The sequence below is a fragment of the Halalkalibacter krulwichiae genome, from assembly GCF_002109385.1.
GTDB lineage: Bacteria > Bacillota > Bacilli > Bacillales > Bacillaceae_D > Halalkalibacter > Halalkalibacter krulwichiae.
The window spans coordinates 1885102-1911134 of sequence record NZ_CP020814.1 but is presented as its reverse complement, the minus strand read 5'-3'; the positions used below and the strand labels follow the sequence as shown (position 1 = coordinate 1911134).

Below are 26033 nucleotides of genomic sequence, written 5' to 3'. Positions count from 1 at the left end.
CTTTTCGTCATTCAACCAAAAAGGAATGTGTTTCAGTCATTTTATTTCATTTATGATCAGCCAGTATTCACTAACCCTGCCGCAATTCCACTTATCGTTAGTAATACTTCCGTTAATAACTCATCTGATCTTTCTTCCGATTGACGCATTTTCTGAATGAGATCTACTTGTAAAAAGTTAAGTGGATCAACATACGGATTTCTACGATGGACAGATTCTTGAATATTAGGTGTATGATCAAGTAGTTCTAGGTTACCCGAAATTTGCAGAAGAATTTCTCTCGTTCTCTTATACTCTTCTGAAATATCGTTAAAGATTCGATCAGCAATTGTTTGATCCTCTATTAATTTAATATATTCTTTAGCCGTTGAAAGATCTGCTTTCATCAAAGCCATTTGTAAATTATTAATAGTAGATCTAAAGAATGGCCATTGTTGATACATATCCTGTAACAGTTTCAAGTTTTCAGACCCTTTAGAAGCAAAAGTTTGTAGACCAGTACCTGCTGCGTACCAAGCTGGAATCATTTGTCTAGACTGTGTCCACGCAAATACCCAAGGGATAGCACGGAGGTCTTCAAATCGCTCGCTCCCCTTACGACTCATCGGTCTAGACCCTATATTCAATGCGCCTAGTTCACGCAACGGTGTCGCTTGTTTGAAGTAAGTAAGGAAATCTTGATCACCAAACACTAGCGATTGATACTTTTTCAAAGAGTGTGCCGAAACCTCTTCCATCGCAACTTCCCATGCTTCCTCACGAATTTTTCCTTGCTCAGATTTCTTAGCAACTTTAGCTGATGCCTCTAATAAGGCAGAAGCTGCTTGCTCAAGATTACGATAAGCAATGTCTTCAAGTAGGTAACGCGAAGACAAAACTTCACCCTGTTCTGTAATCTTCACACCGTCACCTAACGTTTCAGCAGGCTGTGACAGAATACTGCGATTAAGCGGACCGCCTCCACGACCTAAAGAACCTCCACGACCATGGAAAAACTTTAATCCAATATTAAATTCCCTAGCCATATTATGAATTTCTTGTTGTGCTTTAAAGAGCTTCCAATTCGCTGTCAAAGTACCACCGTCTTTACTACCATCTGAGTACCCAAGCATAATTTCTTGATGATCACCACGCTCTTGAATATGCTTACGATACACACCCATTTCAAAAAGCGTCTTCATAATCTTTGGTCCTGCAACAAGGTCATCAATCGTTTCTAGTAAAGGCGCAACATTCAATCCACTTTCAATTTTCCCATCAGCATGTAAACGATAGATACCAGCTTCTTTAGCTAACACAAGGACTTCTAACAAATCACTTGCCGACTGAGTCATACTAACTAAATAGACTTCAATGGAACGACTGCCAAACTCATTATGAGCTTTTTTAATCATTTGGAATACTTTTAACACTTCTTGTGTTTCTTTTGAATAATCCTCCTCAAGTAATAAAAGGGGTCTTGGATCCTTCAATACACTTTCTAGGAGCTTAATTTTCTCTTCCTCTGATAAATCAGCATAACGATCAGTAATATTGACGACTTTTAAGATCTCAGTAATGGCCGCTTCATGCTCCCCACTATGATTACGAATGTCAAGGGTAGCCAAGTGGAAACCAAATAATTGAACTTGACGAATAACTTTGCGAATCGTCTTCAACTTATGTTGAGATGGCTGATGCTGTTCAACACTTTCCTTAACGATTATTAAATCTTTCTCAAGTTCTTCTGATGTTTGATAACCTACATCAGACTTACCTACCTCGCGAATTCGTTTAAGCATGACAGCAAACTTTCGACGATATACTTCCGATTTCACCGGCCAACAATCGTCTTCAGTTAGATAAATCTCTTCTTCATGTTCTACAGACTTAACCAACTCTTCATCTAACGAAACACGAGCAGTAGATTGGCTGAAGCGCTTCATTAAATCAACAATTGCTTCATCATACTTTTTTAATACTACTTTACGTTGTAACTTTAACGTCTCCCATGTAATTTCAGGTGTTACATTCGGATTGCCATCTCGATCTCCACCAATCCAAGAGCCAAAATGTAAGAAATTAGGAACATTCCATTTCGTCTCTGGAAGATGTTCTTCAAGCTGATCTTCTAACTCTTGATGAATATCTGGTAAAACATCAAAAAGTGTTTCTTTAAAATAATATAAGCCATTTTTCACTTCGTCTATAACGGTTGGTTTGCGATGACGTAACTCATCTGTTTGCCATAAAGCTGTTACATCATTGAACAAACTTTCCTCTAAATTCTTTTTTTCTTTCTTCGTTAACATCGGGTTATCCAACTCTTGAAGAATCGTAGAAATCCTCTTTTGAATTTCCAGTACCGTTCTCTTCGTTGCTTCTGTTGGATGTGCGGTAATAATTAATTCAATTGACAAATCATTTAATACTTGTTGGATCACTTCTTGTGAATACTGACCTTCTTTGATAGCTACAACAGCGCTTTCTATCGAAACCGGTTGAATCACTCCATCTTGCTGTAACTGATATTGGCGTCTACGACGAATACGGTGATTTTGCTCAGCTATATTTACTAAATGAAAGTAAATCGAGAAAGCACGAATCACTTGTGAACGTGTTGGTGGTTCAAGTGAAGAAATTTCTTGTTTTAATAAAAGATAGGATTCCTCATTGTAATTTTTCCGAAGATTCTTTGTCAGTTCACGTATCTTCTCAACTTTTTCTAAAAGTGAGATTCCACCATGATGGACCAAAATCTCCCCTAAAATATTGCCTAGTTTCTTAACATCGTTACGTAGTAGTACATTTTTATCTGCTACATCGATCATTTAAGCAGCCTCCTAATCCAAAAACATTTTTCTCTCTCTACACTCTTACAAAGCAACTTATTAATCATTATCCCCAATACCTGGACACTTTTTGTCCCTACACAGTAGATTTATGTACTGCCTGTAAGTACTTATTATAGTACCATAAGATATAAGATTGCTCAAATATTTTTCTGACTATTTTGTAATTTGAACCGCTTTCATTTTTCTGTTTTTTCAAATTTTAGATCGATATAACAAACTCAATAAATGTTACCTTCTCGGCTACTTTTCAAGTTTTAACTTACGAACATCTGTCTATTGCTCTTTGGCGGATAAATGACAATCAAACGTATATGCAATGAAAAACCATTATTGTTCAATAATAAAAATACTAACGCTGACCGTTAACATTTTGGGATTTATTTTATCTCTTTCTTATCTTATTACATTAGCCTTTCCTTGCTTTTATAAGGATCGATTCACCTTGGAAAGATACTATTTTACTATCTTCTATTTTAATATTGAATTTCTTATGGTGATTATCAGGCGCATCAAGCATAAAGGTTGAAAGCTTTTCTTTATTCTCCTTTGAAAGCTTCATCATGTTAGTCCAATTTTCGTAAATAAAGGTTTTCTTAAATGTATACATCTCTTCTACATCAAAATCCGCCTTCTCTAGCATTTCGATCCATTCGGTCTTTTTCCAAGCTCGTTGATGACTATAATCCCTATCTTTTTCTACCTTATTATAAAATTGGTCAAAGGAATCAAGTTCAGGGGCAACATTATCAATAAATAAAAACGTCCCTCCCTTTTTCAATGTACGGAAAACCTCCTGAACAAAAGCTTTTGGATTAGGAAAATGGTGTGCGGCAATACGACAAGTGATTACATCAAATTCTTCATCACTAAAAGGGAGTTGTTCTGCATCCCCTTTTACAAATTCAACATTACGATGACCATTCATTTCAATAAATCCTCTAGCAGCCTCCAAGATTTCATCGGTTAAATCAAAGGCAACTACCTTTTTTACTCTAGAGGCGACTGCATTGGCTACATGTCCACCTCCTGTAGCAATATCTAATACAAATTCATCTCCCAAAAAGCTTTGGATCCCAACTAACTTTTTTAAATCTACCCCTTTAGCGTGAGTTTGACTTGTTACATAGTTTTCCGCGTTTTGACCAAACTGCTTTTGAACGTTGCTTTTTTCATTTTGTTCCGTCATCAAATCCTCCCTTTCATAAATGAAATATCTTTTAATACTTCTATGCATGCTTTCAAATTCCCTTTTCAAAACTTCATACACATATTTAATCATTAAATCCAGTTAGAAAATTGAAAAAGCTAGAAACCTAGACTAACACCTATACATATATTAAATTAAAAACCGTAAGGAGGGGCACTTATATGGATCGACAAGAGGCTAAGCTACTTCCTTTATTTTTAGCAAATTGTTGTTTACAAACATACAAGCAATATGAAATGGATGGTGCTTTTACGAAACCTATTGGATATAAGAATATTCTTAGCTTCAAAGCTTTGGCAATGGGGAAAGAAGAATGGTTTGGCTTTATTCTAGAATCAAAAAAAAACATCATTATTGCTTTTCGTGGTACAGAATCTAACTCCGACTGGATAATTGATGCGGAGGTTTCCCAACAAACCTTTCCCTATACTAACATGAACGACCTTCCCCTTGTTCATGCCGGATTTCTAACGACCTACTCCTCATGTAGAGAAGCCATCACTCACAGCTTAAAGAACGTTTCTCGTTCAAAACCTATATACGTGACAGGTCACAGCCTAGGAGCAGCACTCGCTACCATATGTGCGCTAGATTTAGCGTGTAGTCGATTCAATACGTCACTGTTTACTTTTGCCAGCCCACGTGTAGGTAACGATTTATTTTCAACTTTATGCAACATACGACTCAAACAAAGCGAGAGATATGTGAATATATTTGATATTGTTCCTCTCTTGCCACCCGAGGAAATTTATTGCCCTATTACAGATCACACTTGGCGTTACAAACATGTTCAACAAGAACGTTCATTTGGGTTGCAAACTGAGAGTTTGGATGGAAATCATAGCATTTATACGTATTTAAAAGGGGTCAAAACATTGTGTGAATGACTTGCATAGACAAGGATGAACAAAGAAGCTAAAAAGCTAATTGCTTCATCCTAACCTTTTTATTTGAATGAGAGATTTTTCAGCATGAATTCGTAAAATTCTTCCTTTTTAAATAGTGTAACTTCTACAGACTATGTATAAACTGTTGTTAGACCGTCGAAATTTACACTAATTCAAATGTTAAAGTGGAGATGATACCAATGAACGAACGGATTGAACGAGACACAATTGGAGAAATCAACGTACCAGCGGATAAAATGTGGGGTGCTCAGACCCAACGTAGTAGTCAAAATTTCAATATTGGAAAAGAAACGATGCCTTTAGAGGTTATTTATGCCTTTGCTCAATTAAAAAAAAGCGCTGCGATCGTCAATCATGAATTAGGGAAATTAAGCGAGAGTAAGATGAATGCCATTACTGCTGCTGCTGATGAAATCATTGCTGGAAATTTAAATGATCATTTTCCATTAAAAGTTTGGCAAACCGGTAGCGGTACTCAATCAAATATGAACGTGAATGAAGTAATCGCATATCGAGCTAATCAAATACTAACATCTCAAAATAGCAGTGAAAAAGTTCACCCAAATGATGACGTTAATCAGTCACAAAGTTCCAACGACACCTTTCCAACTGCGATGCATGTTGCCGCTATTATGAAAATTGAAGATGAGCTAGTACCAGCATTAAGAAAACTAAAAGAGACATTAAAGCAAAAGTCCTATCAATACAATAATTTAATTAAAATAGGTCGTACTCACTTGCAAGATGCAACCCCTCTCACCCTCGGACAAGAAATGAGCGGTTGGCATCGGATGCTTGAGAAAACAGAATTGATGATTCGCCAAAGCGTAGAACCATTAAGAGAATTAGCCATAGGCGGTACCGCTGTCGGAACTGGTATTAATGCTCACCCCAAGTTTGGTGAGCTAGTAGCCGAAAATATTAGCAAGGCAACGAATCAAACGTTCACATCAGCGGAGAATAAGTTTCATGCTCTTACAAGTCACGATGAAATTGTCTACATACATGGTGCTTGCAAAGCTTTAGCAGCTGACTTAATGAAGATCGCCAATGATGTCAGATGGCTTGCAAGTGGTCCTAGGTCAGGAATCGGTGAAATTACCATACCAGCGAATGAGCCTGGTAGCTCCATTATGCCTGGAAAAGTAAATCCTACACAGAGTGAGGCTTTAACAATGGTTGCCTGTCAAGTAATGGGCAACGATGCCACAATCGGCTTTGCCGCTAGTCAAGGTAATTTCGAATTAAATGTTTTTAAACCCGTAATCATTTTTAACTTATTACAAAGTGTTCAACTTCTCAGTGACTCAATGATTTCTTTTAATGATCATTGTGCCGTTGGGATTGAGCCAAATCATGAGGTTATCCAAAAAAATCTAGAGCAATCATTAATGCTTGTAACAGCCCTTAATCCTCATATTGGTTACGAAAATGCCGCAACAATAGCAAAACTGGCTCACAAGGAAGGTTTAACACTTAAAGAAGCTGCAATAAAATCAGGACTCTTGTCTAATGAAGAATTTGAACGAATTGTAAAACCTGAAGACATGATCTCGCCAAAGGAATAGCGTAACAACAAAACCTTTCTCTATAGAGGAAGGTTTCATACTAAATGGACTGGGTATAGAAACATAGAGCGTCAAAAAAGAGGAGGAATGAATGATGAATCGAAATGTAGATGTTGAACGTAAACATGTTGAAACAAAAAATGATAAAAGCAAGGTCTTTGCCACCTTTATCAAATACGCATCCTATTTGATCATGTTCTTTGGGTTTCTCTGGTTCCTAGTCAATTACATTTTTCCGCTCTTCCAATAAACACAATACAAATAATGGATACTCTCTTAAGGCAATTTGATGGTTAATTAAATTGGAAGAAGAGAAATAATAGAATAAAGTACAATGAAAAGTGGTGTGACCTAAATGAAGAACAAAGAGAAAACAATTGCGAATACAAATATTGCTGAAGTGAAACGTCTTAATCAGCAATCTGGTTTAACGTATAACGAAGCAAAGTTAGAGCTTGCCAAAAGAAAAGGCCTGATTGACAAGTAACGACTTTAATTAAAAAGCAGGAGACATTGTAAAAGTGACCATACGCCTTTTCGATGTCCCCTGCTTTCTTTCCTTTCTACAGATAAAACATTGCTTAACTAATACAAAAAGAGCCTCCTCATTAGAGAAGACTCTCCCTCATTTTAACTAGATAGTTTATCTTTTTCTTGATCTTTCTTGTACTCTTCTTCCCAATAATCAGCATTTTTAATGCCTAACTTCTTTGGATCAAACACAGGGTCTTTCCCTTGCTTTTTTTGCTCTTCATAGTCTTTTAGCGTGCGTAACGCTGGCTTAGCTAAAATTAAAATGGCAATTAGATTTAACCATACCATTAATCCAAGTCCTACGTCTCCAAACGCCCACGCAAGTTCAGCCTCACGTACCGCTCCAAAAAAGACCGCTAATAGGAGAACGACTTTTAATACAAACATTCCTACTTTGTTAAACTTCCCACGTATTAAATAAGCAATATTCGTTTCGGCCATATAGTAATAAGCCATAATTGTAGTAAAAGCAAAGAAGAATAGTGCTACCGCTACAAAAGCAGCTCCGAAACCAGGAAGGACAGATTCAATTGCAGCTTGTGTGTAACCGGCCCCAGCAGGTATTTCAGTACCTAAATTATTGACAATAAATCCACCTTCAGGACTTTCCGTATTATACATACCTGTAAACAAAATCATAAAAGCAGTTGCCGAACAAACAAGTAGGGTATCAATATAAACAGAGAATGACTGCACCAAACCTTGTTTAGCTGGATGCGATACTTCAGCAGCTGCCGCCGCATGTGGACCTGTACCTTGCCCTGCTTCATTTGAATAAATTCCTCGCTTAACCCCCAAGAAATGGCTAAACCAATGATTCCTCCAAATGCTGCATCGGCACCAAATGCGCTGCTAATGATCAGGCTTATGACAGCGGGTAGTTCAGTAATATTCACAAACACAATAATGAGAGATAAAAGAATATAAGCAACAGCCATAAATGGAACAACATATTGAGCTACATTCGCGATACGTCTAACCCCACCAAAAATAATAACACCAATAATAGCAATAAGAATTGTCGCAGTTACATACGTATTCACCGAAAATGCATTCTCAACAGCAACAGCAATTGAATTAGATTGAATTCCTGGCATGAGCAAGCTCATTGCTAACAAAGTAGCAACCGCAAACAGAACTGCATACCACTTCCACCCAATCCCTTTTTCAATATAGTATGCTGGTCCACCTCGATACTGGCCATCTTGTTTTACCTTATACATCTGCGCAAGCGTAGACTCAATAAAGGCACTTGCAGCTCCAATAAAGGCAATTGTCCACATCCAGAATACAGCACCTGGTCCACCAAATGCGATCGCAGTTGCTGTACCCGCAATATTACCGGTTCCAACCCGACCGGATAAGGCAATTGATAAAGCTTGAAAGGAAGAAATACCAGCACTTGAGCTCTTGCCTTTGAACGTTAATGAAACCATGTCTTTTAGGTGCCTAACCTGTAGGAACTTAGTTAAAATAGAAAAGAGCAAACCTACACCTAGACAAAAAATAATCATTGGTGTACTCCACAGGACACCATTTAACCAGTTAATCATCTGCTCCAAAAAAATTCCCCCTTATGCTACTCTTTTTATTTTTAAGAAAATTCTACCTAATTCGAATTATAATTCGTGATCTTAATTATGACAATATAATAGTTAGAAAATCTTACATAATTCGTTCGACATTTTGTCAAATTTACACCTTGATTTCTATTCATATTTTTTGCTTTTCCTGAATATGCACCTTCCCGTATAGCATCAAGTTGTTTTTCAAATGCTAACGGAAAAAGGAGACTAGATAATGAAGACTATTTCAGTACAAATTGAGAAAATGAGTTGTGGCCACTGTATTCCAGATGTTTTAGAAGCTCTAAATGCATTACATGGTGTTGTCTCAACAAATGGTAATGAAAATACAGATATTGTAACGATTGAATATGACGAGCAGCAAACAAATTACTCTATGATTGAAGCAACAGTAAAAAAACAGGCCACTTAATTATTTAGGCCTGTTCTTTTCACATCCCTTTTGCTATTTAGTACAACATCCCCGCAATCGCTGCACTTAATAACGAAGCAAGCATTCCCGCAAGTACAGATTTCATCCCTAATCTTGCTATGTCTGCCCTTCTGTTTGGAGCTAAGTTACCAAGGCCGCCGAGCAAAATTCCCACTGAGGATATATTAGCAAATCCACATAAAGCAAAACTGATCACTGCAACTGTTTTACCAGAAAGCGAATCCATTTGTGGAGCGAAAGATGCATAAGCAACAAATTCATTTAACACGAGCTTTTGACCAATAAAACCTCCTGCCATAATCGCTTCTGACCACGGTACACCAATAGCAAAAGCAAGCGGTGAAAATAGATAGCCAAGTATAAGCTCTAATGTTAGACCTTCAAAGTTAAACCATCCTCCAATTACTCCAAGAAGGCCATTAATTAAGGCAATTAAAGCAATAAAAGCTAATAACATTGCCCCAATATTTAAAGCTAAATTCAAACCTACACTTGCTCCTTTTGCCGCAGCATCAATAACGTTCGCTGATTCCATATCACGATCAATCATGACCTTGTCAGATGTCTGTGAGGTTTCTGTTTCTGGCATAATCATTTTTGCCATAATTAAACCTGCCGGTGCCGCCATAAAGCTTGCTGCAAGCAGATATTCTAATGGAACTCCTAGTAATGAATAACCGATAAGAACTGAACCTGCTACTGAAGCAAGCCCCCCAGTCATAACAGCAAATAATTCTGATTTTGTCATCTTCTCAATAAAAGGACGGACAACTAATGGTGCTTCCGTTTGACCAACAAAAATATTAGCCGCTGCAGACATTGATTCTGTCCGACTTGTTCCTAATATTTTGGACAGAAACCCTCCTAAAAACTGAATTACTTTTTGCATAAGCCCTATGTAATATAATATGGAAATTAATGAAGAAAAGAAGATAACGACGGTTAACACTTGAAAGGCAAAAACAAACCCGATTCCTTCAGCTTGAAATAACCCACCAAACAAAAATTCAATTCCCTCATTGGCGTAGTCAATAATAGCAGAAATCCCCAATGTTAACCATTGTAAAAAAGCAAACCCAGCTTCCCATTTCAAAACAATAATTGCAAATCCAACTTGAATGGCTAAACCTCCAAGAATGGTCTTTAAATTAATCGCTTTTTTATTGCTTGAAAATAAGAAAGCAATCGCAAAAACCGTTAAGATCCCGAATATCCCCCAAATAAAGTTCATTGTACATAACCTCTCTTTCCTAATTAGAAACTAATGGTCGGTTTCTATTGAATGGCTCATTCTGTTCTTAGTATGGATCACTTCCTTCAAAACATCCTTACGATTTAACAGTTGATGCTAAAGTTATGTAATAACAGGAAAAAAGCCTAATGGACTTATCCATTAGGCTTAAAAAGAAATTAATGAAAAACAAATTTATTTAAAGTCTTAAAACCAGTCAAATACCCCTACCCCTAAAACATCTAAAAACACAATAATAATTGCTAGTGGCGTTACATACCTCAACAAATAAAACCATACGTTGAAGAATATTTTGCCCACTTTTGACCCATGTTGAAGTTCGTCTATCAAATCCGCCCTTGAGACTTTAAATGTAACAAAAAGAGATACGGCTAGAGCACCCAATGGCATCATAATATTACTTACTGTCATATCAACAAAATCAAAGAAAGTTCTTCCAAATAGTTCGAAGTCTGCCATTAAACCATATGATAAACACGAAGGAATTCCAACGATGAAAATGATAGCACCTGAAATCCACGTGTACTTCTTTCTTTTAGTTTGATCATCTTTAGCTATACAAGCTACAAGTGATTCAACCATTGAGAAAGCAGACGTTAATGCTGCAAACAAGAAAAGAATAAGAAATGCGATAAAAAATAAAATACCGAATGGCATTTCATTAAATACAGCTGGTAACACAGCAAACACTAGAGTTGGCCCTTCGCTTACTTCTAACCCAAATGTAAATACACCAGGGAAAATTGCAAGGCCAGCTAGTAATGCAATAAATAAATTCATCCCAACAATGGATAAAGCTGATTTAGGCAAGTTTTGATCTTTAGGCAAATAGGAACTATATGTCACCATTACCGAAACCCCTAAAGAAAGAGCAAAGAATGCTTGACCTAACGCAAATAAAACAACCTCAGAATTCAATTGGCTGAAGTCCGGTACTAACAAAAAGCGAATTCCATCCATCGCCCCTTCTAGTGTAAGAGAACGAGCTACTAAAAGTAAAAATAATACAAATAATGCCGGCATCATAAACGAAGTAGCTTTCTCGATTCCTTGTTGTATCCCTTTTGAAACAACAAGAACAGTAATAAGTAAAAAGGCAATTTGGCCAATTAATGCTTCAATTGGATTTGAAATAATATTTCCAAATAACTGTCCATACTCCTCTTGTGACAAACCATTCAAGCCACCCGTTAATGCTTGAAATAAATAAAGAATGATCCATCCACCAACAACACTATAGAAAGTTAGAACGAGGAAGCTCGTAAAAACACCTAACCTCCCAGTCCAATGCCATTTTGTTTTTGGAGCAAGTTTTTTATAAGTCGAAATTGCATCACTTTGTGCTCTCCGCCCTATAATAAACTCCCCTAATAATAACGGAAAACCAAGCAAAATGGTAAAGAGAATAAACATTAAGAAAAATGCCCCTCCACCAGATGTACCTGCTACATAAGGTAGCTTCCATATTGCTCCAAGGCCAATTGCTGAACCGGCCGCCGCTAAAATAAACCCTAATTTCGATTTCCACTGTTCATGTACAGACATCTTACCAACCTCTTTATAGAAAATTAAGACACAAAGGAGATTATAACTCATATCGATAACGTTTTAAATGTCTTTTGTCGAAAAATATCGTATTTTGCTATAATTTTTATTTCCTTCTTTTATTTTTGTAACAAAGTTTACAAGTTCCTAACAAATAATGAAAAAACTTAAATAACTTTATTTTCATATGTAAGATTGTCTCAGTATTCTCTAAATAAGGCTAGATAACTATACTTCTTTGCTTAAAAGCCTTACCATTACTACTATATAAGGTACGTAATATCGTTTTCAAAAAATAATAAGGATTTCTAAAAAAGAAAGGATTATATAAGATGAATCGAGATTTCACATTGCAACAAATCGCTGAAGGACTAACTAAATCGGTTTTAAATGCATCTGATAAAGAACTAGAAGGTTTTCAAAGAATTCTTGATGAAACCATTCGCTTACGAGAAGCACATAAAGATCTACATAAAATGGTTCAATCATATTCTAGTTCCGGTATTCAACGCTCCGTAAATCATACTCATAACCAATCTCAAAATAATTAAGTATATGGCCAAGGTAGATTACCTTGGCCATTTTTTATCGAAACAATTTTATATTTTTCCAAAGAATACTAACATCATTTAATGAATAAAATTAACGCTTTTAAATTCTCATTACTTACACATTAAAGAAAATCAGGCTAGTATATAGCCTGATTGCCCTTTCATTCTTGATCCACATTAAATTCAATCAAGTTTCCATCTGGATCAGCACAGAAAATTTGAGCAAAACCACTTTTGCTATGTGGTTTTTCAACAACTAGAATTCCTTTTTTCTTTAAATAAACTAAAGTTTCATCATAATCTTTTACACGTATGGCAAAATGACCGTCTTTTGATTCAATTGGTAGGTCCCCACGAATCGTATTGGATTGTTGATGTACGATTAAGTGTAGTTGCTGGTTACCAATTTGATACCAAGCACCAGGAAAATCAAAATTTGGACGCTCTATTTCATTGAATCCTAGTTGTGTACCATAGAAATGTTTTGCTTTTTCCAAGTCAGTTACAGAAAGACTGACATGATGAATGTTCTCTATTTCAAACATTGTTTAACCTCCATTTAATAGCTATTTTGTTCTTTGAAATCTCAGACACTTGTTGACTTACTAAACATTAACCTATAGAAACAACACTAATAATTGTGAAGCAATCGCTACAAATATTAAAGCAAACGGATAAGCTGCCGCATAGGCAACTGCTGGATCTTCTACATCAATAAGTTGTTGTACCGCACCTAAACCAGGTGTGCTTGTCAATCCCCCACATAATGCACCTAACGAGTGAATAACACTTAATTGGAAAAACACCCTAGCAATAAGAAATCCTGCGACAATCGGAATAATCGTAATGAAAGCACCACCTAAGACGAGTGTAAGTCCTTCTGCTTTTACCACTTCTACCAATCCTTGTCCAGCAGTTGTACCTGCCCCTGCTAAGAATAAGACTAGCCCAATATCGCGAATAACCTGGTTGGACGGTTGAAAATAGCGGGCACGAATTGGACCTATTTTCCCGAAATGACCAATGATTAAAGCCACAAATAATGGTCCCCCTGCTACCCCTAGCGTAATTGTTCCAAAATTGGCAAGTTGAATTGGTACCATACCAACAATGATCCCTATTAACAAAATTAAACTTAAGGAGAAAATATGTACATTCGTTACAGTGAGTGTTCTTTTAGAAAAGATTTTCTCTACTTCATTAAGGCGGTCTTCACTACTTACTAATGTCAAAACATCTCCTCTTTCCATCCTCCATTTTGAATTTTGGTTAAACTCAAATCCTCCGCGTTCCATTCTTGTGACCGTTACCCCATACATTCTTCTTAAATCAAGTTCACGCAAGCTTTTTCCGATTAGTTCTTCTGAATCAACCGTAACTTTTCGTAATTGGACATGATCAGAGTTACGTAAATTGACTTCCACTTCTTCACCAATGTCGCTACATAGTTCATCCAAATCAACTCGTAAACCAACGGCAACCAACCGGTCTCCAGTTAAAATAACAGTGTCGTTTAAAGCAATTATATTACGATTGCCTCTGATTACTCGACTAATAACGACCGATTTATATCGATGAAAACCTAACTCTTTTAATGTTCGCTTGTTGATCGCAGTATTTGTTACTTCAATCGTTATCACTTCAGGTGAACCTTCATTTCGAACTGGATCGACTTTTTCGTGTAAGTCTTTCATAAGATCAATCTTTCGTACTTTAGGCAAGAGTTGAACAAATAACACTACAGCAATGACACCAAAAGGATACGCAATTCCATAGCCCACTGAAGCTAGTGGGTCGTTCGTTGCCTGCAAAGCTGCTGCTAAACCAGGTGTACTTGTTAAAGCACCAGTCATTAATCCAATACTTAAAGCTGGCGATAGATGAAATAGCTTAGACACAATAACGGTAGTTACGGCAGCAACAAGGACTATTAACAAGCCTATGATGCCAAATACCACGCCACTTGAACGCATCATCCGAAAAAAGCGGGGGCCTGCTTGCAAACCAACAGCAACGATGAACAAACTCAATCCTAAGTTTTGTACGGTAGCAGAGATCTGATAACCAAAGTGACCGAATACCATCGCTACAAGCAGGACTCCCGAAGTCCCTAAACTAAGTCCCTTTATTTTCGTTTGTCCAAGTATCGATCCAAGAAACAGAATAACAAATAATAATAACAAAGGCTCTTCTAAATAAGAAGCAATCACTTCCACTTTTTGTCCTCCAACAATTAGTCAATAAAATAGTCTTTCATTCCATTCTTTTACTATTCCTTAATTATAATGTTTTCAAACTTTGAAGAAGTGATTTTGCTCACAAAGAGATCATATCTAGTACAGACAAACACATCAAAAAAAAAAAAAAAAAATAAACCACTACTTTCTAGAAGCCGGTGGTTTACCTCGCTCTTACAATTTTATATAAAAGTCGTTAACGAATTACTCTGCTTTGTGATGGTGCATATGATCTGTTTTCAGTGATTTGTCTGTGTTAAAAGAAAAACCAAACATGATCATCATGAACATAGCGACTGTTACACAAGAGATAATAATTGATAAACTCTTAATTTGTACACCAGTTGGTTCTGTTATATGGACGATCCCTGCTTCTTCTTTTATTGTTTTCTTTAATAATAATAGAGTTATCAATAAAACGACAAGTAAAACAATCGTTACAATATAAATAGATTGAACAGGGAGCATTTCCCCCATCATGGCACCCATTAATCCACCCATAATACCACCCATGATTCCTTCAAGAATGGTCATCGTATTAAAAAGGATTCCTATAATGACTCCTGCCCCAATTCCAATAATCATCGCAAGAATGGAACTCATCGTATAATTTTGACTGAGAGGTAGAATTGTCCCGACTATCAACCCAGCCATTGATGATATAATCATCGTAGCCATCATACCAGTCGCACATGTAACCTTTTTACGGATTGGGTATATAAGCCGAAATGTCTGTAATATAAATAAGCTGATAATAGCAATTACAGAAATCTGTATGAACACATTCATCTCTTTCACCTCGTCTTGTTCGCTTTAGGAGAATAAAGACAAACTCTCCTTTATTCATTTGCAGAAGGCTTATATTTATAAATCGGGTAGCTTGATAAAAGCTACCCGATAAAAATTTACTTGCTTCTATGATGCCTATCCATGATGCCCACCACAAGAGCATGCATCGTGAACGTTTGTTTTTTTCCAAAGCGGATTATTACAATATTTCGGATCTGCCCCGACCATACTCATGAATAATGGATGGTAGTTCTCACAAATATTTAGTTCGGTAAGTACCCAGTCTTCAGGGTCTTTTGCATAATGCTCCCAGTAATCTCCCCCATATTTAATCCAGGAACAGCTGGAATCCAAGATTCTGATAACAATAGATCCGGGTCGCCAAATTTCGAAGCGAGTTTACGGATTTCAGGATCATCCAAAGCCAACAAATGTCCATCTTGAATAACCGTTTCTGTTCCTCCTCCAACCATTTCACAAGTCATCGTTGGAAAGTAAAGATGTACATGCCAATGTCCTACAGGGAGACCCATTTTTGCTGCCTCTCGCTCGACTGCACTAGAAATAATGGTTCCAAACCCTAAATGGATAACACCACTGCGCATACGTTCATATAGGCAATTTAACCAACCTTGCAAAAAACCTCTTCTTGGGCGATGAATATGAGGATTTGTCCCAATTGATGCTTCCCACCAACGAAATAACCCTTTATTTGGAGAACCAGGATATTGTAAATGATCCGTTTCAGCTTTTAATTTGCGAAGCTTATCCCCATATTCCCCACCTTCATTAATTTCAGTAATTATACCACCATCAACCTTCATCTGAATCCAAGGTACAGGTCCGATATGGTTACTAGTCCCGGCAATAACACCAGTCGCATCCTCCTTAGGAAGGTACATCCATGGTCTGCCTAATACATGTCCAGGCAAATACGTTTTTCCAAACTCTTCATTTCCTCCCCAAAATTTACTAACTAAATCGGGATGGAAGAATTCGCGATTCTCATCATAATACTCATCGTGATTCGTATAACTAATATCTGTACCTTCTGGATCTGTAATACGAATTCTTTTTGCTTTTCTAATTTTATCCCACGTCCACTGATCAATCGCCTCGATAATTTCATAAGGAATTGTATGGGCAGGGGATGCTGTTAATTCTGGTGTAATAAAAGGCATTCTTTGAATCTTAACACGATTAGCCCTTAAGACCGGCCCTCCATAACCCCAAAGGAGTTTATCATATTTATTTTCCTTTTCGATTTCCTCCCATTCATCCATCCATTCTGCGAGTTCTTTCGTACGCGCTAAATAATACTCAACTTCGTTATGACCCTTCCACTTTACAATAGGGCCTTTATCAACGTGCTTTACTTCATATTTTGTACCATACTTCTCGAGAATGCGCTTACAAGCTTCGATAACCATAGGATCATGCCAGTTATCAACCCGAAGTAACACACGCTCTCCTGGTTTCAAATCCCATCCAGCATGTAAGCCATGATTATAAGGTCGCTTTGCCACTGCATCTAAATAAGGAACTAACTCATCTGCACTTTTAATATCAATCATAGGAGGACAGCGAGGCTTTTGTTTGTTAATTAATGGTGGAGTAGTAAAATTTGGTTTTCCAGGTAGAGTCCCTTTTAATTTCTGATCCATAATAGAATCGCTCCTTTTTTGTAAAGATCTTATATATAAATAGTAGCAAATTTCAAACTATTATAAAAATATCTGTTTCATTCATTATTTATATGTTATTAATATAAATAGTAAATAAGAGGCTCCTTACTAGAAACACAAAAAGAACGTCTAAAAAGGCCTGTTCATACCCTTTAGACGTCCTCCTATGTTTCCTGCTCTATCAATAATATCACTATTTCTTATCTAGACGAAGACAACTCAAAAAGAGCCTATTAAAATAACGTCCCTGTTGGAAGAAAAATGTTCATTACCTTTTCAAAAAACACCCAAATTATTGCCATCGTAACAATCGAATATAGTATGTTTTTCCCCCAGTGTGACCTCCCTGACAGATAAAATACGACCACTAACAACAGTCCGACAGACAAATAAAAACCAACCAAAGTGATTAAATAAAGCGTTACTAGTGAGATTATAAATAATGTTAACAGCTTTCCGATATTGATCTGATTTTCCTGTCCTTTTTCCTCGTCTCCTTGTTCTATATCATTTTCATTTCTATTTCTAATGATTACTATTTTGTAAATTGCTGTTACGATTCCTATAACTGATAATCCAAATATCGACCATAAGATTAGGTAAGGGAATGTACGTGGCGTTATGCCGAACTGTGCTTGCATCTCTAATGTTTGATGCGGGGTAATGACGATCATTACGATAGCTATTAAACCCATAATGAAAAAAGCTACTATATCCTTCACTGTTCAATTCCACCCGCCTTCTTAGCACTTTCACTTCGCGCTTTAACCGCTTTAGAAAGTAATGACCACAGTAGAAAAATGATAACTAGTGTTAATAAAACTAATGATATTGGTCGATCAAAGACAACGAATAATGACCCTTTTCCTATCATTAGAGTTTGACCAAATGATTGTTCAGTAAGACCTCCTAATATTAAACCAATGATGATTGCTACTCGCGAAAAGCCTGCTTTAATAATAAGAATCCCTAGTAATCCTAAAATCACAATGATAGCGAGATCTAGCATTGATTGACGTACTGTATAAGCAGCCGCTAAACAAATAACTAATACAATAGGATAAATGATCGATGCGTCAATCTTATTAATAATCCGCTTAAACATCTTGCTATAAAGTAAGGCGATCGGTATTAATATTAAATTCGCTATAATTAATCCAAGTATAGCTGTGTAGACAATATCTGGTGACCTTTCCATGATCATTGGGCCAGGGGTAACACCATGAATAACAAAAGCCCCTATTAAGATCGCTGCTGCAGCATCTCCAGGTATTCCAAAAGAAAACATTGGAATTAAGTTGGCTCCTCCTACAGCTGAATTCCCAGATTCTGCAGCTGCCACACCACGTAATGAACCTTCCCCAACCCGAACTTTATCCTTTCTACTTTTCGAACGAGAATGTTCCATTTGGTAATTCATAAAAGCGCCCATTGAAGGTCCAGCACCTGGGAGTATACCAATAATAGCTCCCACAATAGTTCCTCTCAAAATAGAGGGCAAAGCTTTCATGTATTCAAGGAAGGTCAAACCTTCTTCCTCTTTCCCTACGTCCTTCACTTTAACTAGCTTACCCTTCTTTACTTTTTGACTAATTTGCATGAAAACTTCCGGTAGACATAATAGACCTAAAACGGCAATCATAATATCAATCCCATTTAATAGACTTGTGCTACCAAATGTATAACGAGGTGAACCTGCCAACGCCTCCATCCCAATCATGGCAATAAATAGCCCAATTAACCCACTTATTATATTTTTTATCAAACTGCCTTTTTTCGTCTCAGAAATACTAGCTACTGAGAGCAATGCTAGTGCAACAAGAATTAAAAATTCAGGAGGTCCAAACATAAGCGCCAATAACGCCATTGGAGCAACAGCTAGTAGAAGCAATATATCTGTCAATAAATCAGCTGTTGCACTTGAGTAAATTGACATTTGAATAGCCTTCCAGCCTTTTCCCTTTTTAAACAATTTATATCCATCAAACATGGTCGCAGCTGCTGCTGGAGTACCAGGAGTTCCTAGCATAATCGAGGATAGACTCCCAGAAAACGAACTAGCTTTATAAGTAGCTGTTAGCAATACTACTGCAACCGTGAGTGGCATATTATAAGTAAATGGAACCATTAAGGCTAGACCCAGAGTTCCTGAAAGTCCGGGAATTGATCCTAGGAACATGCCGATGGTTACTCCTGCCACCAAGGCCAGTAAATGAGCCCAATCGAACAGAGCCAATAATGAATTGACCATTAAATCAAACATAGGAGCTACTCCTCTCTAGAAAATCAGAAGACTGAATCTCTAATCAACAAGAAAATCCAGTCAACTTCTACTCACATATTTAACGTTTCATTATTTATCGCTTGCCTAAACACTGCTAGAAAATGGCTCAACTTAGTATCCTTACTCTGTTCTATCTTCCATAATCGTTTCAATAGTTTCTTTCCCTTTTTCATTTTGCTTCTTTAACTCTTCTTCTTTCAAAAAGACATTGTTCATCATTAACTGTTCAAGCTTGCTTTTCACTTCTGTATCTGCTAGAACTCCTTCAAGAGTTGATAACAAGATTTCCCTTACATCTTCTGGTAGACCATTTGGTGCAATGAATAAATAGTTATGGATTAATGAATTCTCTACACCAAATTCACTGATTGTCGGTATGTCTTCAACCTGTTCCACTCTATCTGATGTTGTGAGAGCGAGGATACGTACATTTCCAGCCTCAACATGTTCCTTTGCATCATTTAATGGTGTAACAACGACATCTGAATCACCAGATAACAGGCGTAACATTGCATCATTTCCACCTGTAGCACTTAATAAACCATAGTCTTCTGCTCCAAAATGTTCAGCTACTAAATCCCACCAAAGATGAGTAATTCCCCCTGTTCCAGATGGTGTAACAACAAGCTCACCTTGATTTTCAGCCGCCCAATTACCTAATTCCTCTAATGTTTTCCATTCACTATCAGCACTTACACTAATTGCATTAATATATTCTCCCATTTGTGCTAGTACATCTAGATCTTCCAACCCTGAAATAGCTGCTTCCGTTTGAGCTAATGTGATTTCTACTGCCAATGCTCCTGTACCAACTGTATACCCATCTGCTTTTGACTGAGCAACTTTCACATGACCAAGCACAGTTGCTCCACCTGGTAAATTGTCTACTACGATCGGTACACCTAATTTTTTCGACATTTCTTCAGCTATTAATCGCGTACTTAGATCGGTCACTGAACCTGGTCCAAAAGGAACGACCCAATTTATCGGTTTTTTCGGGAAATCAGATTGCTCACTTGTTGTCTCGGCTTTTGCTTCTGCACCAGTCGTCTCTTGAGTACTTTGATTACACCCTACTAATACGAATAAAAATAATAAGAGGGTTAGCTTCACACTTAATGATATTTGTTTCATCTTCATTCCACCTTTTCTACTTAGGTTAAGATACATAAAAATCATTGCACTCCTCATGAATTGGACAAAATATCTAACAATAGATCTTAGAAAACGTTTACAAAAGTCTCATCTAAACTATCAAAAACGATTCACTACACTCCTTTCAAAAGATTACCACTATGAATATGTTACTAAGATACCACATTTATAATTTTCTGAAAAATACACTTTACATTCCATATTTATATATTTATGATATGAATTAATAGTTAGGTATTGTGTAAAGAATAAGAATCGTCGGACTTCAACATGAAATCTCTTAAACCGACATAGGAAAGGATGTTCTATATGAATATTCGACACCTACGATATTTCACTACGATAGTAGAGGAAGGAAAAATTTCACGAGCAGCTAAGCGATTGCATATGGCTCAACCTCCACTCAGTCAACAATTAAAATTATTAGAGAGTGAATTAGGTGTAACGTTGTTTGAAAGACATACAAGAAAATTAATTATTACAGACGAAGGAAAACTACTTTATAATCGTGCCAAGCAAATATTAGAGTTAATGTCTGGTACTTTAGAGGAAATGAAAGAATTGTCAGAAGGGACGAAAGGTACACTCTCAATTGGCACTATTGCTTCACTTGGAGCCAAATTACTACCAGAGAGAATTCGTAACTTTCAACAACAATATGCAGAAGTTCAATTTCAAGTTTGGGAAGGAGATCCTATTAGGATCATGGAGCTGTTAGAAAATCGAATTATTGAATTAGGAATCGTTCGGTTCCCTATTGATTCGAGTATTTTTAATATGATTCATTTACCCGATGAACCGTTAGTTGTAGCAATGAATCCTAATAGAATTATCGGAAATAATCCAAATACAATTGAATTATCGGAACTAAAAGAAAAACCGTTAATGCTATTACGTAGGCAAAAAGGAACTTCTATGTATAACCAAGATATTTATACAGTTGATATTCTTAAAGATGCTTGCTTAAAAAACGGATTTGAACCTAAAATCATCTGCGAAAGCAGTGATATAATGACATTATTAATTTGGGCAAATCATGATATTGGAATTACAATTGTCCCAAAATCAGCAATCAATCTAATTCCAAACACCGAACTTTTTTTTAAGGAAATTATAAATCCAACGATTATGGCTAGGCCCTCCGCACTTATCTGGTTAAAAGACCGTTATCTCTCCCAGGCATCAAGAAGATTCATGGAATATTTTCCGATAGATCAGACGAATTTAAAAGATTCTACATATTAAAAAAGACAATCCATTGGATTGTCTTTTTTCTGCCTGGCAACGTCCTACTCTCACAGGGGGAAGCCCCCAACTACCATCGGCGCAAAAGAGCTTAACGACCGTGTTCGGCATGGGAACGGGTGTGACCTCTTTGCTATTGCCACCAGACCTATCAAATTTATTATCACTCATTAAATATTAATGGTGCGGGTGAAGGGAGTCGAACCCCCACGTCATAAGACACTAGATCCTAAGTCTAGCGCGTCTGCCAATTCCGCCACACCCGCAAATATAATATTAAAATGGTGAGCCATGAAGGACTCGAACCTTCGACCCTCTGATTAAAAGTCAGATGCTCTACCAACTGAGCTAATGGCTCGTAGAATATACAATGAAGTATTTCATGTAGCTTACGGACGATGTTGCGCTCTGTCGTCTCCCCTGTTCCTTCCTCTTCTAGTCTAAGCTTCGTAGACTGCTGTGTCGGAACAACTCAAAGGTCTTAAATAAGTGGTGCCGGCCAGAGGACTTGAACCCCCAACCTACTGATTACAAGTCAGTTGCTCTACCAATTGAGCTAGGCCGGCATAATGGTGGAGGATGACGGGATCGAACCGCCGACCCCCTGCTTGTAAGGCAGGTGCTCTCCCAGCTGAGCTAATCCTCCAACATTTTATGGTGACCCGTACGGGATTCGAACCCGTGTTACCGCCGTGAAAGGGCGGTGTCTTAACCGCTTGACCAACGGGCCATAGTAGCTTGTCTTGTCTATGGCGGAGAAGGAGGGATTTGAACCCTCGCGCCGCGTAAACGACCTACACCCTTAGCAGGGGCGCCTCTTCAGCCACTTGAGTACTTCTCCTAGTAATCACAATTCTAATGTGAATATGGTGGGCCTAAGTGGACTCGAACCACCGACCTCACGCTTATCAGGCGTGCGCTCTAACCAGCTGAGCTATAGGCCCATATTCAATATTGGAGCGGGTGATGAGAATCGAACTCACGACATCAGCTTGGAAGGCTGAGGTTTTACCACTAAACTACACCCGCATATTAAAATGTCATGGTCGGGAAGACAGGATTTGAACCTGCGACCCCCTGGTCCCAAACCAGGTGCTCTACCAAGCTGAGCCACTTCCCGTAAAGGCGCGCCCTGAGAGATTCGAACTCCCGACCTTTTGATTCGTAGTCAAACACTCTATCCAGCTGAGCTAAGGGCGCTTATAAATATGGTGCCGAGGGCCGGACTTGAACCGGCACGGTAGTCACCTACCGCAGGATTTTAAGTCCTGTGTGTCTGCCAATTCCACCACCCCGGCATGGTAGAAACGAATAATATGGAGGCGGTACCCGGATTTGAACCGGGGATAAAGGTTTTGCAGACCCGTGCCTTACCACTTGGCTATACCGCCATTATTTAAGAGCGGAAGACGAGATTCGAACTCGCGACCCCCACCTTGGCAAGGTGGTGTTCTACCACTGAACTACTTCCGCATTGGCTGGGCTAGGAGGATTCGAACCTCCGCATGACGGAATCAAAATCCGTTGCCTTACCGCTTGGCGATAGCCCAATACTTAATGGGGCGGCTGATGGGAATCGAACCCACGAATGCCGGAACCACAATCCGGTGCGTTAACCACTTCGCCACAACCGCCATAGTATACTTTTATGAAATTATTGGCAGGGGCAGTAGGAATCGAACCCACACCGGAGGTTTTGGAGACCTCTGTTCTACCGTTAAACTATGCCCCTATATAAATGGTGGAGGGGGACGGATTCGAACCGCCGAACCCGGAGGGAGCGGATTTACAGTCCGCCGCGTTTAGCCACTTCGCTACCCCTCCACATATTTAATACATGTTATAATGGCGGTCCGGACGGGACTCGAACCCGCGACCTCCTGCGTGACAGGCAGGCATTCTAACCAACTGAACTACCGGACCATTTTGGTATTGCGGGGGGCGGATTTGAACCACCGACCTTCGGGTTATGAGCCCGACGAGCTACCAGACTGCTCCACCCCGCGTCGTTATATAGTAATGGATGATGTTTTTCACTGAAGTGGACATCTTCCTCTTCTCGTGTTTCTTTCAAACGCATGAGTTGATGTTACTCGCTGCTTATTCACGATTTAAATAAACCTAAGAATAATAATGGCGGAGGAAGAGGGATTCGAACCCCCGCGCGGTTTAACCCGCCTGTCGGTTTTCAAGACCGATCCCTTCAGCCGGACTTGGGTATTCCTCCGCGTTTCGTTTCGTTGGTGGACCCTGTAGGACTCGAACCTACGACCGATCGGTTATGAGCCGACTGCTCTAACCAACTGAGCTAAAGGTCCAAATTTTGGTGGAGCCTAGCGGGATCGAACCGCTGACCTCCTGCGTGCAAGGCAGGCGCTCTCCCAGCTGAGCTAAGGCCCCGTATCGCCTCACCAACAATTAATACTATATCACACGATTTAATTCTGCGCAACATTTTTTTCTTGTTTTTTTTCAAAAAAAATCTAAGCTGAAATTATCCCGTCGGAATTAATAATCTATCATAATCTGCTTTTCATATCAATATCTTCTCATAACTTTTTTACTAAATATAGCTGATTGTAATCATTCCACTATAAAATCTACATATAAAAGAGACATTAAGCTTAGCTTAACATCTCGTACAATATTTATTTGAAAGTTGTCGTCAGTTCTCCTAAACCTTCAATCTCAACTTTTACTTCATCACCCGATTTCAACCAAACGCGTCTATCAATCGGTTCACCCATGATAACCCCTTCTGGAGTACCTGTTAAGATGATATCACCAGGTTTAAGTGTCATATGTTGCGATATGTAACTAATAATTTCCGAGCAATTAAATATCATATCGGATGTATTAGAATTCTGACGAAGCTCGCCATTTAAAGTAAGTTTAATTGATAATTGATCTGGATCACTTACTTCATCCTTACTTACAAGATACGGTCCGATTGGACAAAACTCATCCGTCGTTTTGCCTAACAACCATTGGGAACTTGTAAATTGCAAATCACGAACGGACAAATCATTACCATTACAATACCCATATAAGTAGGAAAGTGCGTCTTGTTTTGTTACATCCTTTGCTTCCTTTCCGATCACAAGCACTAACTCCGCTTCATAATCAAATTCACTTCCGTTACTCGGGAGTGTTACAAAAGCATTGTGTCCACTTAGAGCATTTGAAAACTTACTGAACAAAATGGGAGTAGGCGGATAGTCCATCTTGCATTCATCGGCGTGTTTCTTATAATTTAATCCAACACAAATAATCTTCTCAGGATCAGGAACACATGGCGCAAAAGATAAATCCTTTTCTTTTATTAATTCATCTTTACTTGCTAACGCTTTTTGTACTAATGTTTCAAGCGCCTTTATGCCCTTCTCACCAAAAGCAATCAATTCCGTTACAGACAATGGTACTCCTTTAATCTCAGAGTACTTACATGCTGCCATTTCAACGTCTAATATTCCTTCACTTGTTTTCACACCTAGTACCGGCTTGTCCTCTTTATAAAAGGCAACTGTTCTCAATACTAACCCTCCTATTGCATTTATTTTGGTTGCTGTATAGATAATCGTACCAACATATTCCCCATTTGAAAACTAATTTTTCAGACACTTCATTGAAGCAAGAAATCAAATCCTTACTTGCTGGATTAGGGGATGATTGAGATTGTTTATCTTGACGGAAACATCATCCCCTTTCTGTTCAACTATACAACTCAAGCCTTTCCCGACCCTTCAATCACTCTTCTATTCATATAGAAGAAAGTCTTTTAATTTTATTGAGTTTTGAAGCTAATTCATAAAACCATCGTTCGTCCTTCGTAGAAAGAGCCATGTCAATTAAGTTCAATAATTCCCCTTCATTGAAGTTCGTTATCGGGGATTGTACCTCCACTTCTCTTTCGTCTAACTTCATATACCTTCCAACTAGATTCTTATTGTCACTTTTCAAGATTAATACTCTAATAAGAGTATTATAGAGCTCGATCCCATCAATGTAGCCATGAATTAATTCACCAGTTCTAGATTTTCCTTTGATCCAATCTCCAACTCTTAATGTCTTCTTATTATTAATTTCCATCCCTCTCACCAACCTTTAGAAAACATGTCCTAAATGAATAAATTTTTATCGTTGCCATTGTCTTTTTTTAGTATGTTAAACTTTCTATTACGATATTGTATTCAATTATGTTTGCTTGTTCTTGGGCTAAT

General features: G+C 37.9%; 20 protein-coding genes, 22 tRNA genes, 1 rRNA gene and 1 pseudogene. 7 read left to right on the top strand and 37 right to left on the bottom strand.

Going from position 1 to position 26033, the window contains the following annotated elements:
* Positions 1–56: 56 nt before the first annotated feature.
* Positions 57–2810: a phosphoenolpyruvate carboxylase gene (gene ppc / locus BkAM31D_RS09560; RefSeq protein ID WP_066151706.1), complete on the bottom strand. Its 2754-nt coding sequence runs from the start codon at positions 2808–2810 to the stop codon at positions 57–59.
* Between the two features lie 430 nt (positions 2811–3240).
* On the bottom strand, positions 3241–4020 hold the full coding sequence (locus tag BkAM31D_RS09555) for a class I SAM-dependent methyltransferase (RefSeq protein WP_066151708.1): 780 nt from the start codon (positions 4018–4020) through the stop codon (positions 3241–3243).
* A gap of 182 nt (positions 4021–4202) precedes the next feature.
* Here BkAM31D_RS09555 and BkAM31D_RS09550 point away from each other — a divergent pair, with 182 nt between their 5' ends.
* The 4 genes from BkAM31D_RS09550 (at position 4203) to BkAM31D_RS24260 (ending at position 7004) form a co-directional block, all read left to right on the top strand.
* Complete coding sequence (locus tag BkAM31D_RS09550; RefSeq protein WP_066151710.1) at positions 4203–4928, top strand: lipase family protein; 726 nt, start codon at positions 4203–4205, stop codon at positions 4926–4928.
* 200 nt (positions 4929–5128) lie between these two features.
* Positions 5129–6517 (top strand): class II fumarate hydratase, encoded by a 1389-nt coding sequence (gene fumC, locus BkAM31D_RS09545; RefSeq protein ID WP_066151712.1) that lies wholly within the window; start codon positions 5129–5131, stop codon positions 6515–6517.
* 91 nt (positions 6518–6608) lie between these two features.
* Complete coding sequence (locus BkAM31D_RS23930) at positions 6609–6767, top strand: hypothetical protein (protein ID WP_180319897.1); 159 nt, start codon at positions 6609–6611, stop codon at positions 6765–6767.
* 105 nt (positions 6768–6872) lie between these two features.
* Positions 6873–7004, top strand: a complete 132-nt coding sequence (locus tag BkAM31D_RS24260) for a hypothetical protein (RefSeq protein ID WP_257391651.1) — start codon at positions 6873–6875, stop codon at positions 7002–7004.
* Between the two features lie 143 nt (positions 7005–7147).
* Here BkAM31D_RS24260 and BkAM31D_RS09540 read toward each other — a convergent pair.
* A pseudogene (locus BkAM31D_RS09540) lies at positions 7148–8604 on the bottom strand (alanine/glycine:cation symporter family protein).
* A 247-nt stretch (positions 8605–8851) separates the two neighbouring features.
* On the opposite strand from BkAM31D_RS09540, the gene BkAM31D_RS09535 reads away from it, so the two are divergent.
* A complete protein-coding gene (locus BkAM31D_RS09535) occupies positions 8852–9049 on the top strand; it encodes a heavy-metal-associated domain-containing protein (protein WP_066151716.1) in 198 nt (65 codons plus the stop codon).
* Positions 9050–9086: 37 nt separating this feature from the next.
* Here the strand turns inward: BkAM31D_RS09535 and BkAM31D_RS09530 are convergent, their stop codons facing one another.
* A complete protein-coding gene (locus tag BkAM31D_RS09530) occupies positions 9087–10301 on the bottom strand; it encodes a NupC/NupG family nucleoside CNT transporter (protein WP_066151718.1) in 1215 nt (404 codons plus the stop codon).
* Positions 10302–10508: 207 nt separating this feature from the next.
* Positions 10509–11867 (bottom strand): sodium-dependent transporter, encoded by a 1359-nt coding sequence (locus BkAM31D_RS09525; protein WP_066151720.1) that lies wholly within the window; start codon positions 11865–11867, stop codon positions 10509–10511.
* A gap of 332 nt (positions 11868–12199) precedes the next feature.
* On the opposite strand from BkAM31D_RS09525, the gene BkAM31D_RS09520 reads away from it, so the two are divergent.
* Entirely contained in the window at positions 12200–12418 is a 219-nt protein-coding gene (locus BkAM31D_RS09520) for a hypothetical protein (protein WP_066151722.1), read from the top strand.
* A 161-nt stretch (positions 12419–12579) separates the two neighbouring features.
* Here the strand turns inward: BkAM31D_RS09520 and BkAM31D_RS09515 are convergent, their stop codons facing one another.
* The 7 genes from BkAM31D_RS09515 to BkAM31D_RS09485 form a co-directional block, all read right to left on the bottom strand.
* On the bottom strand, positions 12580–12963 hold the full coding sequence (locus BkAM31D_RS09515; RefSeq protein ID WP_066151724.1) for a VOC family protein: 384 nt from the start codon (positions 12961–12963) through the stop codon (positions 12580–12582).
* A gap of 72 nt (positions 12964–13035) precedes the next feature.
* The gene (locus BkAM31D_RS09510; protein ID WP_066151726.1) at positions 13036–14634 is read right to left on the bottom strand and encodes an aspartate:alanine exchanger family transporter; all 1599 of its coding nucleotides are present in this window, start codon (positions 14632–14634) and stop codon (positions 13036–13038) included.
* A gap of 225 nt (positions 14635–14859) precedes the next feature.
* Positions 14860–15444, bottom strand: coding sequence for a hypothetical protein (locus BkAM31D_RS09505; protein WP_066151728.1), 585 nt, complete (start codon positions 15442–15444; stop codon positions 14860–14862).
* A 263-nt stretch (positions 15445–15707) separates the two neighbouring features.
* On the bottom strand, positions 15708–17108 hold the full coding sequence (locus BkAM31D_RS09500; RefSeq protein ID WP_218970373.1) for a hypothetical protein: 1401 nt from the start codon (positions 17106–17108) through the stop codon (positions 15708–15710).
* Positions 17109–17362: 254 nt separating this feature from the next.
* Positions 17363–17851 (bottom strand): tripartite tricarboxylate transporter TctB family protein, encoded by a 489-nt coding sequence (locus BkAM31D_RS09495; protein WP_066151731.1) that lies wholly within the window; start codon positions 17849–17851, stop codon positions 17363–17365.
* Positions 17848–19392 carry a tripartite tricarboxylate transporter permease gene (locus BkAM31D_RS09490; RefSeq protein ID WP_066151733.1) on the bottom strand — a complete coding sequence of 515 codons (1545 nt, stop codon included), beginning with the start codon at positions 19390–19392 and terminating at the stop codon, positions 17848–17850. Before BkAM31D_RS09490 ends, BkAM31D_RS09495 begins: the two co-directional genes overlap by 4 nt.
* A 141-nt stretch (positions 19393–19533) precedes the next feature.
* Positions 19534–20547, bottom strand: a complete 1014-nt coding sequence (locus BkAM31D_RS09485; protein WP_066151735.1) for a tripartite tricarboxylate transporter substrate binding protein — start codon at positions 20545–20547, stop codon at positions 19534–19536.
* 330 nt (positions 20548–20877) lie between these two features.
* Here BkAM31D_RS09485 and BkAM31D_RS09480 point away from each other — a divergent pair, with 330 nt between their 5' ends.
* The gene (locus BkAM31D_RS09480) at positions 20878–21813 is read left to right on the top strand and encodes a LysR family transcriptional regulator (RefSeq protein ID WP_066151737.1); all 936 of its coding nucleotides are present in this window, start codon (positions 20878–20880) and stop codon (positions 21811–21813) included.
* A 31-nt stretch (positions 21814–21844) separates the two neighbouring features.
* Here BkAM31D_RS09480 and rrf read toward each other — a convergent pair.
* The 25 genes from rrf to BkAM31D_RS09355 all read right to left on the bottom strand — a co-directional run bounded on the left by rrf (position 21845) and on the right by BkAM31D_RS09355 (position 25902).
* Positions 21845–21960, bottom strand: a 5S ribosomal RNA gene (gene rrf / locus BkAM31D_RS09475).
* A 34-nt stretch (positions 21961–21994) separates the two neighbouring features.
* Positions 21995–22079: transfer RNA gene (locus BkAM31D_RS09470), tRNA-Leu, on the bottom strand.
* 16 nt (positions 22080–22095) lie between these two features.
* Positions 22096–22171 (bottom strand) — tRNA-Lys (locus BkAM31D_RS09465).
* Between the two features lie 132 nt (positions 22172–22303).
* Positions 22304–22379: transfer RNA gene (locus BkAM31D_RS09460), tRNA-Thr, on the bottom strand.
* A gap of 4 nt (positions 22380–22383) precedes the next feature.
* Positions 22384–22459: transfer RNA gene (locus tag BkAM31D_RS09455), tRNA-Val, on the bottom strand.
* A 9-nt stretch (positions 22460–22468) separates the two neighbouring features.
* Positions 22469–22543: transfer RNA gene (locus tag BkAM31D_RS09450), tRNA-Glu, on the bottom strand.
* Between the two features lie 20 nt (positions 22544–22563).
* A tRNA-Ser gene (locus tag BkAM31D_RS09445) sits at positions 22564–22654 on the bottom strand.
* A gap of 26 nt (positions 22655–22680) precedes the next feature.
* Positions 22681–22757: transfer RNA gene (locus BkAM31D_RS09440), tRNA-Ile, on the bottom strand.
* 11 nt (positions 22758–22768) lie between these two features.
* Positions 22769–22842, bottom strand: a tRNA-Gly gene (locus tag BkAM31D_RS09435).
* 14 nt (positions 22843–22856) lie between these two features.
* Positions 22857–22933: transfer RNA gene (locus tag BkAM31D_RS09430), tRNA-Pro, on the bottom strand.
* A 6-nt stretch (positions 22934–22939) separates the two neighbouring features.
* Positions 22940–23013 (bottom strand) — tRNA-Arg (locus BkAM31D_RS09425).
* Positions 23014–23022: 9 nt separating this feature from the next.
* A tRNA-Leu gene (locus BkAM31D_RS09420) sits at positions 23023–23111 on the bottom strand.
* A 19-nt stretch (positions 23112–23130) separates the two neighbouring features.
* A tRNA-Cys gene (locus BkAM31D_RS09415) sits at positions 23131–23204 on the bottom strand.
* A 10-nt stretch (positions 23205–23214) separates the two neighbouring features.
* Positions 23215–23286 (bottom strand) — tRNA-Gly (locus BkAM31D_RS09410).
* Positions 23287–23288: 2 nt separating this feature from the next.
* Positions 23289–23363 (bottom strand) — tRNA-Gln (locus tag BkAM31D_RS09405).
* A gap of 8 nt (positions 23364–23371) precedes the next feature.
* A tRNA-His gene (locus tag BkAM31D_RS09400) sits at positions 23372–23447 on the bottom strand.
* A gap of 24 nt (positions 23448–23471) precedes the next feature.
* Positions 23472–23545, bottom strand: a tRNA-Trp gene (locus BkAM31D_RS09395).
* A gap of 7 nt (positions 23546–23552) precedes the next feature.
* Positions 23553–23637: transfer RNA gene (locus BkAM31D_RS09390), tRNA-Tyr, on the bottom strand.
* Between the two features lie 22 nt (positions 23638–23659).
* Positions 23660–23736: transfer RNA gene (locus BkAM31D_RS09385), tRNA-Asp, on the bottom strand.
* A 9-nt stretch (positions 23737–23745) separates the two neighbouring features.
* Positions 23746–23819, bottom strand: a tRNA-Met gene (locus tag BkAM31D_RS09380).
* A 128-nt stretch (positions 23820–23947) separates the two neighbouring features.
* Positions 23948–24040 (bottom strand) — tRNA-Ser (locus BkAM31D_RS09375).
* 14 nt (positions 24041–24054) lie between these two features.
* Positions 24055–24131 (bottom strand) — tRNA-Ile (locus tag BkAM31D_RS09370).
* A gap of 6 nt (positions 24132–24137) precedes the next feature.
* Positions 24138–24213: transfer RNA gene (locus tag BkAM31D_RS09365), tRNA-Ala, on the bottom strand.
* A 248-nt stretch (positions 24214–24461) separates the two neighbouring features.
* Complete coding sequence (locus tag BkAM31D_RS09360; protein ID WP_066151739.1) at positions 24462–25346, bottom strand: fumarylacetoacetate hydrolase family protein; 885 nt, start codon at positions 25344–25346, stop codon at positions 24462–24464.
* Positions 25347–25572: 226 nt separating this feature from the next.
* Positions 25573–25902 (bottom strand): IDEAL domain-containing protein, encoded by a 330-nt coding sequence (locus BkAM31D_RS09355; RefSeq protein WP_066151742.1) that lies wholly within the window; start codon positions 25900–25902, stop codon positions 25573–25575.
* Between the last annotated feature and the right edge of the window lie 131 nt (positions 25903–26033).

What these genes read in the sequence shown, in the direction of transcription:
- ppc (WP_066151706.1), bottom strand. Translation starts at nt 2,810, where the DNA reads ATGATCGATGTAGCAGATAAAAATGTACTACTACGTAACGATGTTAAG.
- BkAM31D_RS09555 (WP_066151708.1), bottom strand. Translation starts at nt 4,020, where the DNA reads ATGACGGAACAAAATGAAAAAAGCAACGTTCAAAAGCAGTTTGGTCAA.
- BkAM31D_RS09550 (WP_066151710.1), top strand. Translation starts at nt 4,203, where the DNA reads ATGGATCGACAAGAGGCTAAGCTACTTCCTTTATTTTTAGCAAATTGT.
- fumC (WP_066151712.1), top strand. Translation starts at nt 5,129, where the DNA reads ATGAACGAACGGATTGAACGAGACACAATTGGAGAAATCAACGTACCA.
- BkAM31D_RS23930 (WP_180319897.1), top strand. Translation starts at nt 6,609, where the DNA reads ATGATGAATCGAAATGTAGATGTTGAACGTAAACATGTTGAAACAAAA.
- BkAM31D_RS24260 (WP_257391651.1), top strand. Translation starts at nt 6,873, where the DNA reads ATGAAGAACAAAGAGAAAACAATTGCGAATACAAATATTGCTGAAGTG.
- BkAM31D_RS09535 (WP_066151716.1), top strand. Translation starts at nt 8,852, where the DNA reads ATGAAGACTATTTCAGTACAAATTGAGAAAATGAGTTGTGGCCACTGT.
- BkAM31D_RS09530 (WP_066151718.1), bottom strand. Translation starts at nt 10,301, where the DNA reads ATGAACTTTATTTGGGGGATATTCGGGATCTTAACGGTTTTTGCGATT.
- BkAM31D_RS09525 (WP_066151720.1), bottom strand. Translation starts at nt 11,867, where the DNA reads ATGTCTGTACATGAACAGTGGAAATCGAAATTAGGGTTTATTTTAGCG.
- BkAM31D_RS09520 (WP_066151722.1), top strand. Translation starts at nt 12,200, where the DNA reads ATGAATCGAGATTTCACATTGCAACAAATCGCTGAAGGACTAACTAAA.
- BkAM31D_RS09515 (WP_066151724.1), bottom strand. Translation starts at nt 12,963, where the DNA reads ATGTTTGAAATAGAGAACATTCATCATGTCAGTCTTTCTGTAACTGAC.
- BkAM31D_RS09505 (WP_066151728.1), bottom strand. Translation starts at nt 15,444, where the DNA reads ATGAATGTGTTCATACAGATTTCTGTAATTGCTATTATCAGCTTATTT.
- BkAM31D_RS09500 (WP_218970373.1), bottom strand. Translation starts at nt 17,108, where the DNA reads ATGGATCAGAAATTAAAAGGGACTCTACCTGGAAAACCAAATTTTACT.
- BkAM31D_RS09490 (WP_066151733.1), bottom strand. Translation starts at nt 19,392, where the DNA reads ATGTTTGATTTAATGGTCAATTCATTATTGGCTCTGTTCGATTGGGCT.
- BkAM31D_RS09485 (WP_066151735.1), bottom strand. Translation starts at nt 20,547, where the DNA reads ATGAAACAAATATCATTAAGTGTGAAGCTAACCCTCTTATTATTTTTA.
- BkAM31D_RS09480 (WP_066151737.1), top strand. Translation starts at nt 20,878, where the DNA reads ATGAATATTCGACACCTACGATATTTCACTACGATAGTAGAGGAAGGA.
- BkAM31D_RS09355 (WP_066151742.1), bottom strand. Translation starts at nt 25,902, where the DNA reads ATGGAAATTAATAATAAGAAGACATTAAGAGTTGGAGATTGGATCAAA.